The 16,173-nt window shown below is 62.3% G+C and carries 18 protein-coding genes; 12 read left to right on the top strand and 6 right to left on the bottom strand.

Features of this window, described 5'->3' with window-relative positions:
• The first annotated feature begins 11 nt into the window (after positions 1 to 11).
• The 5 genes from AADZ90_RS11770 (at position 12) to AADZ90_RS11750 (ending at position 4,258) form a co-directional block, all read left to right on the top strand.
• Positions 12 to 995 carry an ABC transporter permease gene (locus AADZ90_RS11770; RefSeq protein ID WP_411997014.1) on the top strand — a complete coding sequence of 328 codons (984 nt, stop codon included), beginning with the start codon at positions 12 to 14 and terminating at the stop codon, positions 993 to 995.
• Positions 992 to 1,975 carry an ABC transporter permease gene (locus AADZ90_RS11765; RefSeq protein WP_367310181.1) on the top strand — a complete coding sequence of 328 codons (984 nt, stop codon included), beginning with the start codon at positions 992 to 994 and terminating at the stop codon, positions 1,973 to 1,975. The genes AADZ90_RS11770 and AADZ90_RS11765 overlap by 4 nt, the downstream gene beginning before the upstream one ends.
• The gene (gene rhaM, locus AADZ90_RS11760; protein ID WP_367310180.1) at positions 1,975 to 2,289 is read left to right on the top strand and encodes an L-rhamnose mutarotase; all 315 of its coding nucleotides are present in this window, start codon (positions 1,975 to 1,977) and stop codon (positions 2,287 to 2,289) included. The genes AADZ90_RS11765 and rhaM overlap by 1 nt, the downstream gene beginning before the upstream one ends.
• A complete protein-coding gene (locus tag AADZ90_RS11755; RefSeq protein WP_367310179.1) occupies positions 2,286 to 3,668 on the top strand; it encodes an FGGY-family carbohydrate kinase in 1,383 nt (460 codons plus the stop codon). The genes rhaM and AADZ90_RS11755 overlap by 4 nt, the downstream gene beginning before the upstream one ends.
• 212 nt (positions 3,669 to 3,880) lie before the next feature.
• On the top strand, positions 3,881 to 4,258 hold the full coding sequence (locus tag AADZ90_RS11750) for a MarR family winged helix-turn-helix transcriptional regulator (RefSeq protein WP_367310178.1): 378 nt from the start codon (positions 3,881 to 3,883) through the stop codon (positions 4,256 to 4,258).
• Positions 4,259 to 4,317: 59 nt separating this feature from the next.
• Here AADZ90_RS11750 and AADZ90_RS11745 read toward each other — a convergent pair whose 3' ends face one another.
• The 3 genes from AADZ90_RS11745 to AADZ90_RS11735 form a co-directional block, all read right to left on the bottom strand.
• Entirely contained in the window at positions 4,318 to 4,635 is a 318-nt protein-coding gene (locus AADZ90_RS11745) for an Atu4866 domain-containing protein (protein WP_367310177.1), read from the bottom strand.
• Between the two features lie 53 nt (positions 4,636 to 4,688).
• Positions 4,689 to 5,093 carry a carboxymuconolactone decarboxylase family protein gene (locus AADZ90_RS11740; protein ID WP_367310176.1) on the bottom strand — a complete coding sequence of 135 codons (405 nt, stop codon included), beginning with the start codon at positions 5,091 to 5,093 and terminating at the stop codon, positions 4,689 to 4,691.
• A 167-nt stretch (positions 5,094 to 5,260) separates the two neighbouring features.
• On the bottom strand, positions 5,261 to 6,115 hold the full coding sequence (locus AADZ90_RS11735; protein WP_367310175.1) for an oxidoreductase: 855 nt from the start codon (positions 6,113 to 6,115) through the stop codon (positions 5,261 to 5,263).
• Between the two features lie 200 nt (positions 6,116 to 6,315).
• Here AADZ90_RS11735 and AADZ90_RS11730 point away from each other — a divergent pair, with 200 nt between their 5' ends.
• Positions 6,316 to 7,263 carry an AraC family transcriptional regulator gene (locus tag AADZ90_RS11730; protein WP_367310174.1) on the top strand — a complete coding sequence of 316 codons (948 nt, stop codon included), beginning with the start codon at positions 6,316 to 6,318 and terminating at the stop codon, positions 7,261 to 7,263.
• 291 nt (positions 7,264 to 7,554) lie between these two features.
• Here the strand turns inward: AADZ90_RS11730 and AADZ90_RS11725 are convergent, their stop codons facing one another.
• Positions 7,555 to 8,766: an NADP-dependent isocitrate dehydrogenase gene (locus AADZ90_RS11725; protein ID WP_367310173.1), complete on the bottom strand. Its 1,212-nt coding sequence runs from the start codon at positions 8,764 to 8,766 to the stop codon at positions 7,555 to 7,557.
• 737 nt (positions 8,767 to 9,503) lie between these two features.
• On the opposite strand from AADZ90_RS11725, the gene AADZ90_RS11720 reads away from it, so the two are divergent.
• Complete coding sequence (locus AADZ90_RS11720; protein ID WP_367310172.1) at positions 9,504 to 10,202, top strand: hypothetical protein; 699 nt, start codon at positions 9,504 to 9,506, stop codon at positions 10,200 to 10,202.
• A 128-nt stretch (positions 10,203 to 10,330) separates the two neighbouring features.
• Here the strand turns inward: AADZ90_RS11720 and AADZ90_RS11715 are convergent, their stop codons facing one another.
• Together AADZ90_RS11715 and AADZ90_RS11710 are read right to left on the bottom strand one after the other, a co-directional pair.
• Positions 10,331 to 11,284: a GNAT family N-acetyltransferase gene (locus AADZ90_RS11715; RefSeq protein WP_367310171.1), complete on the bottom strand. Its 954-nt coding sequence runs from the start codon at positions 11,282 to 11,284 to the stop codon at positions 10,331 to 10,333.
• A 24-nt stretch (positions 11,285 to 11,308) separates the two neighbouring features.
• Complete coding sequence (locus AADZ90_RS11710; RefSeq protein ID WP_367310170.1) at positions 11,309 to 11,962, bottom strand: alpha/beta hydrolase; 654 nt, start codon at positions 11,960 to 11,962, stop codon at positions 11,309 to 11,311.
• A gap of 162 nt (positions 11,963 to 12,124) precedes the next feature.
• Here AADZ90_RS11710 and iscR point away from each other — a divergent pair, with 162 nt between their 5' ends.
• From iscR to AADZ90_RS11685, 5 genes are all read left to right on the top strand, one after another.
• The gene (gene iscR, locus AADZ90_RS11705) at positions 12,125 to 12,583 is read left to right on the top strand and encodes a Fe-S cluster assembly transcriptional regulator IscR (RefSeq protein WP_367310169.1); all 459 of its coding nucleotides are present in this window, start codon (positions 12,125 to 12,127) and stop codon (positions 12,581 to 12,583) included.
• Positions 12,584 to 12,712: 129 nt separating this feature from the next.
• Positions 12,713 to 13,909 carry a cysteine desulfurase family protein gene (locus tag AADZ90_RS11700; RefSeq protein WP_367310168.1) on the top strand — a complete coding sequence of 399 codons (1,197 nt, stop codon included), beginning with the start codon at positions 12,713 to 12,715 and terminating at the stop codon, positions 13,907 to 13,909.
• A gap of 16 nt (positions 13,910 to 13,925) precedes the next feature.
• Positions 13,926 to 15,443, top strand: a complete 1,518-nt coding sequence (sufB, locus tag AADZ90_RS11695) for a Fe-S cluster assembly protein SufB (protein WP_367310231.1) — start codon at positions 13,926 to 13,928, stop codon at positions 15,441 to 15,443.
• Complete coding sequence (locus tag AADZ90_RS11690; protein ID WP_367310167.1) at positions 15,436 to 15,852, top strand: hypothetical protein; 417 nt, start codon at positions 15,436 to 15,438, stop codon at positions 15,850 to 15,852. Before sufB ends, AADZ90_RS11690 begins: the two co-directional genes overlap by 8 nt.
• On the top strand, positions 15,849 to 16,160 hold the full coding sequence (locus AADZ90_RS11685) for a heavy metal-binding domain-containing protein (RefSeq protein ID WP_367310166.1): 312 nt from the start codon (positions 15,849 to 15,851) through the stop codon (positions 16,158 to 16,160). The genes AADZ90_RS11690 and AADZ90_RS11685 overlap by 4 nt, the downstream gene beginning before the upstream one ends.
• Positions 16,161 to 16,173 lie beyond the last annotated feature (13 nt).

The following is a 16,173-nucleotide window of genomic DNA, read 5'->3' as shown; positions in this document are numbered from 1 at the left end:
GAAGACGAACCATGTCAAAACAGTCTCTCATGTCTCGCGAAGTCCTCCTGACCGGCGCGATCGTAGTGCTTCTGGCAATCATCGCGTCGCGGTTTCCCGCCTTCATCCAGCCTGCAAACCTGGTGAATGTCTTCAACGACACAGCCCCCCTGATCCTGCTGGCCATCGGCCAGATGATCGTGATCCTGACCCGTTGCATCGATCTTAGCGTTGCGGCGAACCTCGCGCTGACTGGCATGGTCGTCGCAATGATCAACGTCGCCCTACCGGGGCTGCCGGTGCCGGTGATCATCGTCATCGCCGTCGCGTTCGGCGCGCTTCTGGGGATGTTCAACGGCGTTCTTGTCTGGAAGCTCGCCATCCCACCGATCGTCGTGACCCTCGGAACGATGACGATTTTCCGCGGGACGATCTTCCTTTTGTCCGAGGGGCGATGGATCAACGCCCACGAACTGAGCGATCCGTTCAAGGCTTTCCCGCGCACAGAGCTTCTTGGCCTGCCGGTGATGAGCTGGATGGCCATTTCTGCCGTCATTCTGTTCAGCCTCGTGATGACCCGAACCGCCCTTGGCCGTGCGTTCTACGCTGCGGGCGGCAACCCGCACGCCGCCACCTATGCCGGGATCGACGTAGGCAGGACCCAGTTCCGGGCCTTCACGATCTCCGGCGCCCTGGCGGGCCTGACGGGATATCTGTGGGTGTCGCGCTTTGCGGTCGCCTTTGTGGACCTCGCCGGGGGGTTCGAACTCGACGTGGTGGCGGCGTGCGTGATCGGCGGCGTGGCCATCATGGGCGGCATCGGCACCGTGGTCGGCGCAATGCTCGGGGCACTCTTCCTCGGTATCATCCGGAACGCGCTGCCCGTCGTGGACATCTCCCCGTTCTGGCAATTGGCGATCTCTGGCGGCGCGATCATCATCGCGGTCGCGCTGAACGCCCAGGCCAGCCGCAAGAAGGGACGGATCATCCTCAGACGCGCGGAGCATGCAACATGACCGATACGACCCGTTCCATTCCGGACCGTCTGCAATCCCCGCTGGAGCGGCGCCTCAAGAGCTGGGAGTCGCTCCTCCTGGCCGTCGCCGTCGCGATCTTCATCGTGAACAGCTTCACGTCGCCCTATTTCCTGAACGCGTGGAATCTCAGCGACATGACGTTCAACTTCACGGAAAAGGCGATGATCGCCTTCGCGATGGCGCTTCTGATCATCGCGGGCGAAATCGATCTGTCCGTGGCCTCGATCATCGCACTGGCCTCGACAGCCATGGGAGCCGCCGTGCAAGTCGGCGTCGGCACGCCGGGACTGGTGCTGATCGGGCTTGGTGTCGGCCTGCTTTGCGGTGCCTTCAACGGCGTCCTCGTCACCCGAATGGGCCTTCCCTCCATCGTCGTCACCATCGGCACGATGAGCCTCTTCCGCGGGATCAGCTACATCATTCTCGGCGATCAGGCCTATCGCGGTTACCCCTCTGACTTCGCCTTCTTCGGACAAGGCTACGTGTTCTGGGTGATCTCGTTCGAGTTCGTGCTTTTTGCCGTTCTCGCCCTGATCTACTTCATCATGCTTCACAAGACGAACTTCGGCCGGACCGTCTATGCCATCGGCAACAACCCGGTCGGGGCCGAATTCTCGGGCATCCGGGTCGCCCGCGTGAAATTCATCCTCTTCCTGCTCACGGGACTCATGTCCGGCGTGGCTGCGATCTGCCTGACCTCGCGGCTTGCCTCGACCCGTCCGTCGATCGCGTTCGGATGGGAACTGGAAATCGTCACCATGGTCGTCCTTGGCGGCGTCAGCATTCTTGGCGGCTCAGGCTCGATCCCTGGCGTGGTCATCGCGGCGTTTGTCATGGGGCTGGTGACGTTCGGCCTTGGCCTTCTCAACGTGCCGGGCATCGTGATGTCGATCGTAATCGGTGCGCTTCTGATCAGCGTCATCGCCTTGCCGCGCCTTTGGCAGAAATGGAGCGCGTAATGGAGAAATACGCTTTCAAGATGCGCCTCAACCCCGGGGGAAAGGATGAATATAGGCGGCGCCACAACGAGATCTGGCCCGAGCTCGTGGCACTCCTGAAAGACGCCGGGATATCGGATTATTCGATCCACCTCGATGAGGAAACAAACATCCTTTTCGGCGTCCTCTGGCGCACGGACGATCATGGAATGGACGGTCTGCCGGCCCATGAGATCATGAGAAAGTGGTGGGCGCACATGGCCGATATCATGGAAACCCACGATGACAATGAACCGGTCGCCGTGCCGCTGACACCTGTCTTTCACATGCCATGACCAGCGGGCACGTTGCGGTCATCGATATCGGCAAGACGAATGCAAAGCTGGCGCTTGTTCGCATGTCCGATTTGTCGGAGATCGCGGTGGTCACGCGCCCGAACACCGTCTTGCCCGGTCCACCCTATCCGCATTTCGACGTGGAAGGACATTGGGCGTTCATTCTGGACCGTCTCTCGCGCGTCCAGGCAGAGTTCGGCATCGAGGCGATCACGGTCACAACGCACGGCGCCGCAGGTGCGCTGATCGCCAAAGACGGCTCGCTCGCGGCGCCGATCCTCGACTACGAGCATACTGGTCCAGACGCGTGCGCAAGCACCTATGACACAATCCGGCCGCCGTTCTCCGAAACGGGCTCGCCGCGTCTGTCGGCGGGTCTGAACCTCGGCGCGCAGCTCTATTGGCAGTTCGCGTCCGACCCCGATCTCAGGGACCGCGTCTCTCACGTTGTGACCTATCCGCAGTTCTGGGCGCATCGCCTGACGGGCGTCTTTGCCACGGACGTGACGTCGCTGGGGTGCCACACGGATCTCTGGAACCCTCATGAAGGTCGGTTTTCGTCCCTGCCGGAGGCACTCGGCATCGCCGGGAAAATCGCCCCGCCGCGCAAGCCCGGTGACGTTCTGGGAACGGTCACCGATGAGGTCGCCAGGCGTACCGGGATGCCCACGGAGACGCCTGTGCTCTGCGGCATCCACGACTCGAATGCGTCGCTGCTGTCGCATCTCGCGGTGCGCAAGCCTCCCTTCAGCGTGGTTTCGACAGGCACCTGGGTGATCGCCATGGCGGTGGGCGGCAGGCCAGTCACGCTCAACCCCGCGTTCGACACGCTGGTCAACGTCAACTGCTTCGGTGATGCAGTCCCATCGGCGCGTTTCATGGGCGGGCGAGAACACGACCTCGTTCTGGACGGATCAGCAGTAGAGGTGGACGAAGCAGACATGCTGGAGGTTTTGACGCGTCGGAACATGCTCTTGCCTGCCGTGGTGCCCGAAACCGGTCCATTCGCTGGCGCGCAAGCGCGTTGGCATGGTCAGGAACCACCGCAGGGATCGGGACAAAGGGGCGCGGCAGTCGGCTTCTACCTCGCCTTGGTGACAGTGCGGTGTCTTGGCCTTATCGGGCATGAAGGCCCTCTTATCGTCGAGGGCCCGTTCGCCCGGAATATTGCATACCTTACGATGCTCGGGGCGGCATCTTCTTCACCCGTCATGCCCATGGACAGCACAACTGGAACAAGCCAAGGAGCCGCCCTGCTTTTGGCCTCCGATGAAGTTCTGCAACGCCCGATGCCACCGCGCCTCGTGCCAAATGAAGAGATCCAAAAGCTATGTTCGCTTTATGCATTTGAGTGGAGTGTTAAGCTTTTGGAAACCTGACGGAGCGAACATTCACTACGGGGTGGGATCTGACCTCGGATGCAGCATCCGTGTTGCTGTGCCATCTGCAAGCGACACGGACGGCCCCTAAGAGGCATTCATCACCCTCTTGCAATGCTACGCTTGCGCCCGCGATAGTGGGCATTCACCGCAGGCGCAAAACAGCGAGATTGTTGGTGACCGGATCCCGCTCTGCCGCATCGAGATAGAAGATGATCGCCGATCCTTCGTCACCATTGGGCTTTGCGCGAGGTCATTTGCCGGTTCTTATGGCCCTGCGAGACGGTCATGCGGACACGCAGCGTGACCTTGCGCGCTTTGCCAGGATAGAGCGGCCGCCCATGGCGCAGATACTCAACCGGATGGAGCGGGATGGTTTGATCGAGCGCAAGCCAGATCCCCGGGATGGCCGCAGTCAGAAGATATCGCCGACACCTATGGCGGTGGAGCGTATGCCACTGACGATCGACGCCCTGATGGCGGGCAATCGAGAGGCGCTGTCCGGTCTGAGCGATGAGGAAGCAGCGCAGTTCGAGGGGTTGGTTTTGCGCATCATCGAGACCCTTGATCGGATGATACAGGCCTCGTGAGTGAGACATGGCCGGGCGATTGCCCGCCTGACCTTGACATGCTGGGTGCCAGGGAAACGCTATTCCTCTCGGTAGAAGATGTATCCGCCGTGATAGAGGACACCAACGCGGAACTGCCCGTCGGCATAAAAGCCGGTGTCGTCCCAATACTGGATGATGTCGCCGGTGACGTGATAGCGCCCCTGATAGGCGCTTTCCCGGTTGCCGCGCGCCTCGTCATAACGCCCGTTCGGCAGGAGATTGTGGCGGATGTGACGGTCTTCCGTCACCCACATGCCGACGAAGTCATGCGTCTGCGGCTCGGTGGGGGCCTCGGGGCGTGGAGACGGCGGAAAGTCCGTGGTGACGAGCTGTCCCTGCACTGCGGATCCGGTCATGGCGATGCCCAACGCGGCGCTGATGATCCTTGCGGAAAGTCCATGTCTCCTCCTCACTGGCCGCTTCCGCCGATCGCATTGCGCCGCTCTTCGAACAACTCCGACATGGTCTGGGAGGCGAGGATGGCCTTCGGAAAGCCTGCTGGCACGGTGATCATGTAGACGATCTCTTTCAACTCATCTTCCGTGACACCAACGTTGAGGGCATAGCCCGCATGGATCTTCATCAACCCGCGTTCGCCCATGGCGGCGAAGGCCGCGACGGCGGCAAGCTGGCGCGTGCGGTCATCGAGACCGGGCCGCGTCCAGACATCGCCGAGCGCGTAGGCCTGGGTGGCGTCGGCCAGGAACGGGAATTCCTCGCGCATGTTTTTCAGCGTCGTCTGCGGCACACCGTTGTTCAGTCTCAGGATGACGTCAGCCCCGAGCCGAAGCCGCTCCTGGGTGGTCTCCGGCATTGTGCCTCCTTCATCCGTCTGTGCGGCCACGGGCGATATCGAGACGCTGATCGCGAGTGCGACAGCGGGCGCGGTCATTATGTGCATGGTGATGGTCCTTTGAACTTGTGTTGATCTCTGGAGGGCATCCGGCCTCGAAGGCCCTCAGGTCGGGGACGGCTGTCTGATCAGGCGGCAGACGCGGCTTCGCGGTCCGTCGATTTGGAGAGGTCCTGCCATTTGGAGAGCTCGTCCTTTCGGGCGTCGTAGGCGCTGCTCAGATACTCAAAGGCATCGGAACCGGCGGCGTAGCGCAGAGGCGCCTCGTCTTCACGCGACAGACGCACCAGCGCCGCCCCGAGCTTTGCGGGATCTCCGGCCTGCGCGTGGTTCTGGGACTGGTAGAACCCCTGTGTCGCCTTGGCGTATTCGGCGTAGTCGCTGATGGGCCGATCTGCGAACCGGATCGAGCTGTCATCGAGGAAATCGGTGCGGAAGAAGCCGGGCTGCACGATGGTGACACCGATATTGAACGGCTTCACCTCCAGTGCGAGACATTCCGAGAACCCTTCGACCGCGAATTTCGTGGCGCAGTAGATCGACGCGATATCGAAGCCGAGCGCGCCGCCGATGGACGAGAGGTTAAAGATATGGCCTGCTTTCTGCGCCCGCATGGTCGGCAGGACGGCGCGGGTGACATGCAGCGTGCCATGCACGTTGGTGTCGAATTGGCGGACGATCTTGTCGTGCTCGATCTCCTCGAACACGCCAAGTTGCCCGTAGCCTGCATTGTTCACAAGAACGTCGATCCGTCCGAAATGGTCCACGGCTTTGGCTGCGGCAGCGTCGGCCTGCCCGGCGTCGGTGACGTCCAGCTGCAAGGCCACCGCGTCGTCTGTCTCCGGCAGTGCCTTTGCCACTGCATCGGCATTCCGCCCGGTGGCGACAACGCGGTCGCCTGCGCTCAATGCGGCCTTTGCGATCTCAAGACCCAGACCGCGCGATGCGCCGGTTATGAACCATACTTTTCTGTCATCCGTCATATCGACCTCCGATTTATCGGCGGCCGTGTGATCGAAGCCGCCCTTATGCAGCGGATATGTGGATGTCCTGTGTTTCTGGCGGTAGCACGATCCCACGAGATCATTGCCTAATCCTCCGCCAAGGCGGGAAAAGGGATTATCGGAGCCTAGCTGATATGCAATGCAACCGCGCGGTTTGCCGAATGCGCAAAGGAGTTGTGATGGCAGAAACGGTTCATGATCTGGCGGCTATGGTTGCCCGATTTGCGCGATCGGACGGCATTCATACAACTGCCGTCCCTCGCCTGGACCTGATCCGCAGCACCCGGCAAACCCAGGATCTGCATACCGTTCACGAGCCGGCGCTGTGTCTTGTTGTTCAGGGCGCGAAGCGGGTCATGCTTGCCGATCATATCTATGACTACGACCCCGCAAAATACCTGGTCGTGTCTTTCGACTTACCCATCATCGGCCAGATCACGTCCGCCAGCCTGGCCGAGCCGTATCTTTGTATCCGCTTTGGCATCGACGCGGGCGTCCTGTCCGATCTCGCCGTCGACATGCCATGGGACGACGAGCTATCGCCGAAGGGTCCGGGGCTGCTTCTGGGGGAGACCACACCGGACATCCTGAATGCGGCCACGCGGCTGGTCCGACTGATCGAAGCGCCCGACGATATTCCAGCGCTTGCGAAACTGTACGAGCGTGAACTGCTCTACCGGATCATCCGCGCGCCGGGCGGCCGCGCCGTGTTGCGGAGCGTCTATGGGCCGGGACAAGGAAAGCAGATCGCGCGGGTCATCGCCTTGATCAAGAAGACCTATCGCGAACCGTTCGAGATGGCCCGGCTGGCCGAAGACGCCCATCTGCAGCCTTCGGCGCTGCACCAGCATTTCAAGGCCGTGACACTCATGTCGCCCCTTCAGTATCACAAGCGCCTTCGACTTCAGGAAGCGCGCAGGCTCATGCTCTTTGAAGACCAGACAGCTGCGCAGGCCGCATTTTCCGTCGGTTATGAAAGCCCGTCACAGTTCAGCCGGGAGTATCGCAGGCAATTCGGGCTGCCTCCGATGAAAGACGTTGAGGCTTTGGCTGGTTCGATCCTGGCGACGGGACCCCAAAGCGGGGAAGAAGCCGGCGCAAGATCGACATCCGAGACCGTTCATTGAGGTCTAAAGCTGACATCCGCTCGCAGCGGAGCAGCCAGTAACATGGGCCCCTTGCGGTCATCCGAGAATTTGCCAGATCGTCCGGAGCCGAGCGGCACCGACGCTGCTCGCAGGGGCGCTCGACTGGCCGGGCGGCCGCGCTTTTTGGATCGGAGCACTCTTTTCCAACTAAGGAATGAGCTTGGCTGCTGTTGAGCGCCGCCACGGCGTTCCTGCGCTGGCTTTTGGTCAGGCGCTTGCCCAGCGGCGGAGGGAAGTGCCGGTCCCGGCGATCCGGGACCGGCATTTGGGTCAGGCAAGAGCCTTGTTCAGGTTCTCGTCGATCTTGTCGAGGAAGCCCTGGGTCGTCAGCCATTTCTGGTCGGGGCCGACGAGGAGGGCGAGGTCCTTGGTCATGGAGCCGCTTTCGACGGTGTCGACGACGACCTTCTCGAGCGTCTCGGCGAAGTTCCTCAGCGCGTCGTTGCCGTCGAGCTTGGCGCGGTGCTTGAGGCCGCCGGTCCAGGCGTAGATGGACGCGATGGAGTTGGTCGACGTCGCCTCGCCCTTCTGATGCTGGCGGTAGTGGCGGGTGACGGTGCCGTGCGCCGCCTCGGCCTCGACGATCTTGCCGTCGGGCGTCATCAGCTGCGAGGTCATCAGCCCCAGCGAGCCGAAGCCCTGGGCCACCGTGTCGGACTGGACGTCGCCGTCGTAGTTCTTGCAGGCCCAGACATAGCCGCCGGACCACTTCATGGCGGACGCCACCATATCGTCGATCAGGCGGTGTTCGTAGGTCAGGCCCGCTTCCTTGAACTTGTCGGCGAATTCCTCGTCAAAGACCTTCTGGAAGAGGATCATGAACTGGCCGTCATACTGCTTCATGATCGTGTTCTTGGTCGAGAGATAGACCGGGTAGCCACGCTTGAGGCCGTAGTTGAAGGACGCGCGGGCGAAGTCGATGATCGAGGCGTCGAGGTTGTACATCGACATGAAGACACCGGAGGAGGGGGCATCGAAGACCTCGTGCTCCTCAACCGTGCCGTCTTCGCCGACGAACTTCATGGTCAGCTTGCCGGGCCCCGGGAATTTCATGTCGGTGGCGCGGTACTGGTCGCCGAAGGCGTGACGGCCGATCACGATGGGCTGGGTCCAGCCGGGGACGAGGCGGGGGACGTTCTTGCAGATGATCGGCTCGCGGAAGACGACGCCGCCCAGGATATTGCGGATCGTGCCGTTGGGGGAGCGCCACATCTTCTTGAGGCCGAATTCCTCGACCCGGGCCTCGTCCGGAGTGATCGTGGCGCATTTCACGCCGACGCCGATTTCCTTGATCTTCTCGGCCGCGTCTATGGTGATCTGGTCTTCGGTGCGGTCCCGCTCTTCAATCCCGAGATCGTAGTAGAGCAGATCCACGTCGAGATAGGGCAGGATCAGTTTCTGCTTGATGAAATCCCAGATGATGCGGGTCATCTCGTCGCCGTCGAGTTCGACGACGGGGTTTTCGACCTTGATCTTCGACATGGAATGCGTCCCTTCGGCTGATGATTTGCGGCGCGCATAGCGCATAAGGGACCGGGGGGGAAGGCGGTATGCTGCGGTATGCCGAATTGCCTCGGCCAGGGGGTAAGAAAAGGCGCCCGATCCGTGTCTTCAGCAAACCGGGCGCCATTCGCACTCGTTACCCTACCGCGGATCAGTCTCACCTCAGAGCCTTAACAGCGGGTTACCAGAGCGCGGCGGATTTGAGGTAATTTCAAGGGAGCAGTCAGGCGGCCGGAGGGGGGTGCCACAGGAATGAACGGATCGTGAGCGGCTGGGACCGGGGGCGATCCGGGGGGAGCGCGGCATCTGTGCGAATCGGGCCTGTTTTCCTAGTTAATTGAGGAAAACGGCCCTGCGGCATCCGGTCGGCATCGCGTCGGCATTACGTCGGAGGGGATGGGCGGATTGAGCGCCGTTACCGGAGCGTGCGGTGAGTTTGCGGGGCAACGGCCGGAAACGATGCTGGCGGGTTGCGGTTGATCATTCGGTGAGGTGGTGGGCAGATTGCCGATCCCACGATGCTGCTGCGGCGCGGCGCCACGGTTTGGACCGTGGGCGGGATAGTTTCCGGGTGGAATGATGGGTGAAATCACCCATCCTACGGTGGGTGGTGCGGTGAAGGGCTGACGGTGCCGGTGGGGCTACGATGGCTGGCATCCGGTCGTCTTTCCAATTATGCCGCCTGCCTGGCGTTCCCTTGCAAAAAGGTCTGGCGGATGCAGAGCTGGCTTCAGGAAAGAATCTCGGCCATCGGATTTCTGGTCGCCAATCCTGTTTGGCTGCTTGTTGCGTTGGCCTTTGCCGCGATCCTCTATTGGATAAATAGCCGGATCTTCAACCGCATCCTGAGAAAGCAGGCAGCTGCGTCGATGACTGGCTGGGACACAGGCGCGGGCACCGCCAATCGTCGACACCAAACGGGGATCGGCACGCGTGAAGTGGCCGTCATGAAGCCGCCGCGCCGAATTCTTTCGATTGCCTTCTGGAACTTGCTCTTCTTCGGGGGCGGAGCGGTGTTCTACTGGTTCGCAGTCCTGCCGGATCCGGAAGAGCAGACATTCAAGAACTGGTCTGTCTTTGCGGGGTTGTGTGGGTTTTCCATCCTGGGTCTGGCGCTTCTCGCGACAGCGTTCACACGGATTGAGGTCTCGTCAGAGGACATCGTCCTCAGGCGCTTGTTTCGCAGGCCTCGGCACTTCCTTCTTAGTGAGGTTGCGAAAGTGGAACCGGCAGGCAAGAACCCGGCAACAGGGGTCAAATTGGTTTTCCCGGACAACAGGTCACTTCGGCTTCTGGCTGCGCATGAAGGATATGCCGATGTCTTGGCACTGATTCAGGGGGCGCATCCCGATCTGAGAAGGCTGCTTATGATCGGCCGTCTGAGCAGGTCTGCGGCCAATCGCAAGGCTGCCTGAGTTCCGGATCATGAGGCGGCCAAGCAGAAATGGCCCCCCTTTGGGCACAAGACATTAGGCCATTCGGCTGATGTCATCTTGTCCGAGGTTTGAGTGCGCGATTGATCCAAACGCCGTGGCGGCAGCCCTTACCGGTTGAGCAGGCTGCGCAGCTGGCCCTGGACGGCGGGCCATTCCTCGGCGGTGATGGAGTAGACGGCGGAATCGCGGAGCGAGCCGTCAGGCATTCTCATATGCGCCCGCAGGATGCCGTCGAGGCGGGCGCCGAGGCGTTCTATGGCGGTGCGGCTCTGGCGGTTGTCGCGGTGGGTGCGGAATTCGACGGCGATGCACTCCAGCGTTTCGAAGGCGTGTTCGAGCATCAGCTTCTTGGCTTCGGTGTTGATGCCCGTGCGCTGGGCGGATTTGGCGAGCCAGGTGGAGCCGATTTCGACGCGGCGGTTCTCGGCGTCGATGTTCATGTAGGTCGTCATGCCGACCGGCTTGTCCTCGGGCGTGAGCGTGGCGAAGGGCAGCATCGTGCCGCGCGCGCGGAGGGAGAGGCGGCGGCGGATCTCGTCCTCCATCTCGCCGGGGGCGGCGACGGTCGTCAGTTCGAGCTGGTGGATGGCGCCGTCCTGCACGGCTTCGGCGAGGCCTTCGGCATGGGAGAGCTCGAGGGGGACGAGTTTGACGAGGTCGCCTTCGAGGGTGACCTCGTCGGGCCAGAGCTCGATATCCGCGGGCGGCAGGTCCGGGGCCGCCTGGGCCGCCGGGGCGGGCGGAACCTCGAGCGGGGGGAGCGCTTCGGCGGCGGCGGCCACGGCAGGGGCTGCGGGTGCAGCGGGGACGGCGCCGGGGGCCATGGCGACGGTGACCTGGCCGCGGGTGTCGAGGTTGACGCGTGGCTCGCCCAGCATCTCGCGCGCGAGCAGCTCGGCCCGGCGGACACGGACGGAGGTCTTGTAGGCCTCTTCGAGCGTCTGGGACGAGGCGCCGAGGACCGCGACCAGCTGATCGACAAGCTCTTCATTTCCGGTCTTGTCCGCGGCGCGCAGGGCGCGCATCGCGAGATCGTCGGCTATGTCATCAAGAACACCCATCGTCCTACATCACTCGTTGCCGGTTCAGCGCGTGTTTTCGGTCAGGCGCCGCTGAACGTATTCCGTCACCGTGTCGATCATCGGCTCCATATAGGGGTCTTCGAAGAAGTGCCCGGCGCCTTCGATCTCGGTATGGGTGATGGTGATGCCCTTCTGCTCGTGCAGTTTGTTGACGAGATTGTGGGTATCCTGGGGCGGCGCGACGCGGTCGGCGGTGCCCGAGAGGATCAGGCCCGAGGACGGGCAGGGGGCGAGGAACGAGAAGTCGTACATGTTGGCGGGCGGCGAGACCGAGATGAAGCCCGTGATCTCGGGCCGGCGCATCAGAAGCTGCATCCCGATCCACGCACCGAAGGAGAAGCCCGCGACCCAGCAATGCTTGGAGTTCGCGTTCATGGATTGCAGGTAGTCGAGGGCGGAGGCGGCGTCAGAGAGTTCGCCCACGCCCTGGTCGTATTCGCCCTGGGACCGGCCGACGCCGCGGAAATTGAAGCGCAGGACGGTGAAGCCCATGTTGTAGAACGCATAATGCAGGTTGTAGACGACGCGGTTGTTCATCGTGCCGCCGAATTGCGGGTGCGGATGCAGGATGATCGCGATCGGGGCGTCGTTGGCTTTCTGAGGGTGGTAGCGGCCTTCGAGGCGGCCCTCGGGGCCGGGGAAGATGACTTCGGGCATAAGCGTCCTTCGCGACTACGTATCCGGGTGGGGATTGTTGACGGCTTCGCTCAGGTTCTTTAGAACGGTTCTAAGAAGAGGCGGCGTCTCCCACGGGCTGCATGGCAGTTAATGGGGGGGCGGTGCGGCGTCAATATGCGGCATTTTTTGGGGGCGCGTACGATGAAGCTCAGCACGAAGGGACGATACGCGATGGTCGCGCTGGCGGATCTGGCGATCCAGCCGGGGGAGGCACTGGTGTCGCTGGGCGAGATTTCCAAGCGGCAGGACATTTCGCTGCCCTATCTGGAGCAGCTTTTCGTGAAGCTGCGCAAGGCGGGGCTGGTTGAGAGCGTGCGGGGCCCGGGGGGCGGCTACCGGCTGGCGCGGCCCACGTCTGAGATCCGGGTGGTCGATATCCTGTCCGCCGTCGACGAGACGGTGAGCGCGATGCACAAGGGGGCGGGCGCCTCTGGCGGGCTCTCCGGGTCGAAGGCGCAGTCCCTGACGAACCGGTTGTGGGAGGGGCTGTCGGCCCATGTCTACGTGTTCCTGCACCAGACGCGGTTGTCGGATGTGGTGGCCAACGACCTGATGCCGTGCCCGGCTGTGCCGGCGCTGCTGGAGGTGGTGGATGACTGAGCCTGCCGGGGCTGAGCTTATCGGTGCGGCTGCGCCGCGCGCGATGCCTTTGCGCTCGGGCCGCGCAGGCCTTGGGGGCGCTGCCCCCAAACCCCCGGGATATTTGGAAGGCAAAGAGGAGAGGGCCGCGTGAGAGAGCGGGTCTATCTCGACTGGAATGCGACGGCGCCTTTGCGGGCGGAGGTGCGGGAGGCGATGATCGCGGCGATGGATGTCGTGGGCAATCCGTCTTCGGTCCATTCGGAAGGGCGGGCGGCGAAGGCGATCGTCGAGCGGGCGCGGGCGCAGGTGGCGCGGCTTGTGGGTGCGGAAGACGATGACGTGATCTTTGTGTCAAGCGCGACGGAGGCGGCGGCGCTTGCCTTGGCAGGACACCGGGACGTTGATCCGGAAAAGGATGCCCCGGATGCCGATGGTCGCCCGTGGCATGTGTCAACGCTGGCCAATGTGCCGCAAACCGTGATCTCGAGCGAGATCGAGCACGATTGCGTGGCAGCTTGGCGGGGGCGCTGGTTGACGCTGAAGCCCTGGAAAAACGGGCGGATCAATTGGAAGCAGGTCGCCAATCTGACGCTGGCCGAACACGCCCGGGTTATCGTCGCTGTCCAGGCCGCGAACAGTGAAACCGGCGTTCTGCAGCCGGTCGACAAGTTTGCCGCTGCGCTTGATAGGACAATTCCGCGACCGTTGCTTGTTTCGGATGCCGTACAGGCGATCGGCAAGATAGCGTGGCGGTTCGATCGGAGCCGTGCCGATATGGCGCTGGTCTCGGCCCACAAGTTCGGCGGTCCGAAAGGCGTCGGTGCGTTGATCGTCAAGCGTGGTCTGGATGTCGCCGCGCAGCTGAAAGGCGGCGGGCAGGAGATGGGGCGGCGGTCGGGGACGGAGAACGTCATCGGGATCGCTGGATTTGGGGCTGCGGCGGAGGCGGCAGCACGAGATCTTGAGGCGGGCGTCTGGGATCGGGTTGCCGAATTTAGAAATATTCTAGAAAAGACCATTGAGGCGCGCGCGCCAGAGACTATTTTTGTCGGGAAAGATGTTGAGCGGTTGCCGAACACGTCGTGCATGATCGCGCCCGGGTGGAAGGGCGAGACGCAGGTGATGGCGATGGATCTGGCCGGGTTCGCGATCAGCGCAGGCTCGGCCTGTTCAAGCGGAAAGGTGCGGGCGAGCCGGGTGCTCAGCGCGATGGGGTATAGCGAGGCGGAGGCGGCAAGCGCGGTGCGCGTGTCGCTGGGGCCCACAACGACGGAAGACGAGGTGCTGCGGTTCGCGGATGTGTGGACGGCAGCCTGTGAAAAACACCGGGCCCGGGCGGCCTGAGATGGAGGAAGGCGGCATGAACGCGATGGACCAGCTGGACGTCAAGGACGGAGTCGATCAGGAGACCGTGGATGCGGTCGCCAAGCTTTCGGGCACCTACAAGCATGGCTGGGACACCGATATCGAGATGGAGTTCGCGCCCAAGGGCCTCTCTGAAGATATCGTGCGGCTGATCTCCGAGAAGAACGGCGAGCCGGAATGGATGCTGGAGTGGCGGCTCGAGGCGTATCGGCGGTGGCTTCAGATGGAAGAGCCCGAATGGGCGATGGTCGATTACCCCGAGATCGATTTTCAGGACCAGTATTACTATGCGCGGCCGAAGTCGTTCGAGACCAAGCCGAAATCGCTCGATGACGTCGATCCGAAGCTTCTGGCGACCTACGAGAAGCTGGGGATCCCGCTGAAGGAGCAGGCGCTTCTGGCCGGTGTCGAGGGCGCGGAGGAGGCGTTGGGCCGGAAGGTGGCCGTCGATGCGGTGTTCGATTCGGTGTCGGTCGGGACAACGTTCCAGGCAGAGCTGAAGAAGGCGGGCGTCATCTTCTGCTCGATCTCGGAGGCGATCCAGGAGCATCCCGAGCTGGTGAAGAAATACCTCGGCTCGGTCATTCCGCAATCGGACAATTATTATGCGACGCTGAACGCGGCCGTGTTCTCGGACGGGTCGTTCGTCTACGTGCCCGAGGGCGTACGCTGCCCGATGGAGCTGAGCACCTATTTCCGGATCAATGCGGAGAATACCGGCCAGTTCGAGCGGACGCTGATCATCGCCGACAAGGGCTCCTATGTGTCCTATCTGGAGGGCTGCACCGCGCCGCAACGCGACACAGCGCAGCTGCATGCGGCCTGCGTGGAGCTGGTGGCGCTCGACGATGCGGAGATCAAGTATTCGACCGTCCAGAACTGGTATCCCGGCGACGAGGACGGCAAGGGCGGCATCTACAATTTCGTCACCAAGCGCGCCGATTGCCGGGGCGACCGGTCGAAGGTGATGTGGACCCAGGTCGAGACCGGCTCGGCCGTGACCTGGAAGTACCCGTCCTGCATCCTGCGGGGCGACGACAGCCAGGGCGAGTTCTATTCGATCGCGATCACCAACAACATGCAGCAGGCCGATACCGGCACGAAGATGGTGCATCTGGGCAAGAACACGAAGAGCCGCATCGTCTCGAAGGGGATCAGCGCGGGCAAGGCGCAGAACACCTATCGCGGGCTTGTTTCCATGCACCCGAAGGCGAAGAACTCGCGGAACTACACCCAGTGCGACAGCCTGCTGATCGGCGACAAGTGCGGGGCGCATACGGTTCCGTATATCGAGGTGAAGAACAACTCGAGCCGGGTGGAGCACGAGGCGACGACGTCGAAGGTGGATGACGACCAGCTCTTCTATTGCCGGAGCCGCGGCATGGACGAGGAAGAGGCGGTGGCGCTTGTGGTCAACGGGTTCTGCAAGGAAGTGCTTCAGGCGCTGCCGATGGAATTCGCCATGGAGGCGCAGCAGCTTGTCGCGATCTCGCTGGAGGGGAGCGTTGGCTGACGAGGCCAACGACCAATCCCTCGTTCCCCTCGATGGCGAGACTGCACGAGATTATACTGAGCGGCTCAATGAAGCAGGTATTCGTAAGTATACCGGACTCGAACGGTATTTCGGATACTCGCGTCGTGCCGCAAAGGGCATGTGGATTGCGTCCGAGCAATTCAACATCAGGTTCGCTTACGAACAGTGGAGCGTGCGACGCGCTCGATCTGACGACGGCTACGGAGCGACAAACTGGTTGAAGCGAAAGTACAGTTTGACGGATGAGCAAGCTGCGGTCGTAGCGGCAGAGTTTGAGAGTGGAAACCGTGAGGGGCTTCTTAAAGTGCTTAGGTTCGGGGACATCGCTCGCAGGCTCGTCACGTCCGAGTGCGTCGAAGAGATGGAGCGGAAGGGAGCGTTCGAATGATCACCACAACTACGCCGACCATCGAAGGCCGTACGATCTCCCGCTACCACGGGATTGTCGTGGGTGAGGCGATCCTTGGGGCGAATGTGTTCCGGGACGTCTTCGCGCAGATCACCGATATCGTCGGCGGACGGTCGGGCGCCTACGAGAAATCGTTGCAGGAGGCGCGGGAGACCGCTCTGCGCGAGCTGGAGGAGCGGGCTGTGGCGGCAGGGGCCAACGCTGTCGTCGGCGTCGATCTGGATTACGAGGTGGTCAATAATATGCTGATGGTCTCGGCCTCCGGGACCGCTGTCACCGTTACATGAGCAAAGGAGGGGA

Source organism: Aestuariibius violaceus, from assembly GCF_040779325.2.
GTDB classification, from domain to species: Bacteria; Pseudomonadota; Alphaproteobacteria; order Rhodobacterales; family Rhodobacteraceae; genus Aestuariibius; species Aestuariibius violaceus.
Note: the sequence above shows the minus strand (reverse complement) of the source record. Positions and strands in the feature narration are given on the sequence as shown.

Coding starts and splice junctions, on each gene's coding strand:
- AADZ90_RS11715 (WP_367310171.1), bottom strand. CDS start 11,284: ATGGGTGTTCTTGATGACATAGCCGACGATCTCGCGATGCGCGCCCTG.
- AADZ90_RS11765 (WP_367310181.1), top strand. CDS start 992: ATGACCGATACGACCCGTTCCATTCCGGACCGTCTGCAATCCCCGCTG.
- AADZ90_RS11745 (WP_367310177.1), bottom strand. CDS start 4,635: ATGACCGGATCCGCAGTGCAGGGACAGCTCGTCACCACGGACTTTCCG.
- AADZ90_RS11735 (WP_367310175.1), bottom strand. CDS start 6,115: ATGACGGATGACAGAAAAGTATGGTTCATAACCGGCGCATCGCGCGGT.
- AADZ90_RS11720 (WP_367310172.1), top strand. CDS start 9,504: ATGCAGAGCTGGCTTCAGGAAAGAATCTCGGCCATCGGATTTCTGGTC.
- AADZ90_RS11755 (WP_367310179.1), top strand. CDS start 2,286: ATGACCAGCGGGCACGTTGCGGTCATCGATATCGGCAAGACGAATGCA.
- AADZ90_RS11770 (WP_411997014.1), top strand. CDS start 12: ATGTCAAAACAGTCTCTCATGTCTCGCGAAGTCCTCCTGACCGGCGCG.
- AADZ90_RS11710 (WP_367310170.1), bottom strand. CDS start 11,962: ATGCCCGAAGTCATCTTCCCCGGCCCCGAGGGCCGCCTCGAAGGCCGC.
- sufB (WP_367310231.1), top strand. CDS start 13,926: ATGAACGCGATGGACCAGCTGGACGTCAAGGACGGAGTCGATCAGGAG.
- iscR (WP_367310169.1), top strand. CDS start 12,125: ATGAAGCTCAGCACGAAGGGACGATACGCGATGGTCGCGCTGGCGGAT.
- AADZ90_RS11740 (WP_367310176.1), bottom strand. CDS start 5,093: ATGCCGGAGACCACCCAGGAGCGGCTTCGGCTCGGGGCTGACGTCATC.
- AADZ90_RS11685 (WP_367310166.1), top strand. CDS start 15,849: ATGATCACCACAACTACGCCGACCATCGAAGGCCGTACGATCTCCCGC.
- rhaM (WP_367310180.1), top strand. CDS start 1,975: ATGGAGAAATACGCTTTCAAGATGCGCCTCAACCCCGGGGGAAAGGAT.
- AADZ90_RS11730 (WP_367310174.1), top strand. CDS start 6,316: ATGGCAGAAACGGTTCATGATCTGGCGGCTATGGTTGCCCGATTTGCG.
- AADZ90_RS11725 (WP_367310173.1), bottom strand. CDS start 8,766: ATGTCGAAGATCAAGGTCGAAAACCCCGTCGTCGAACTCGACGGCGAC.
- AADZ90_RS11750 (WP_367310178.1), top strand. CDS start 3,881: ATGATCGCCGATCCTTCGTCACCATTGGGCTTTGCGCGAGGTCATTTG.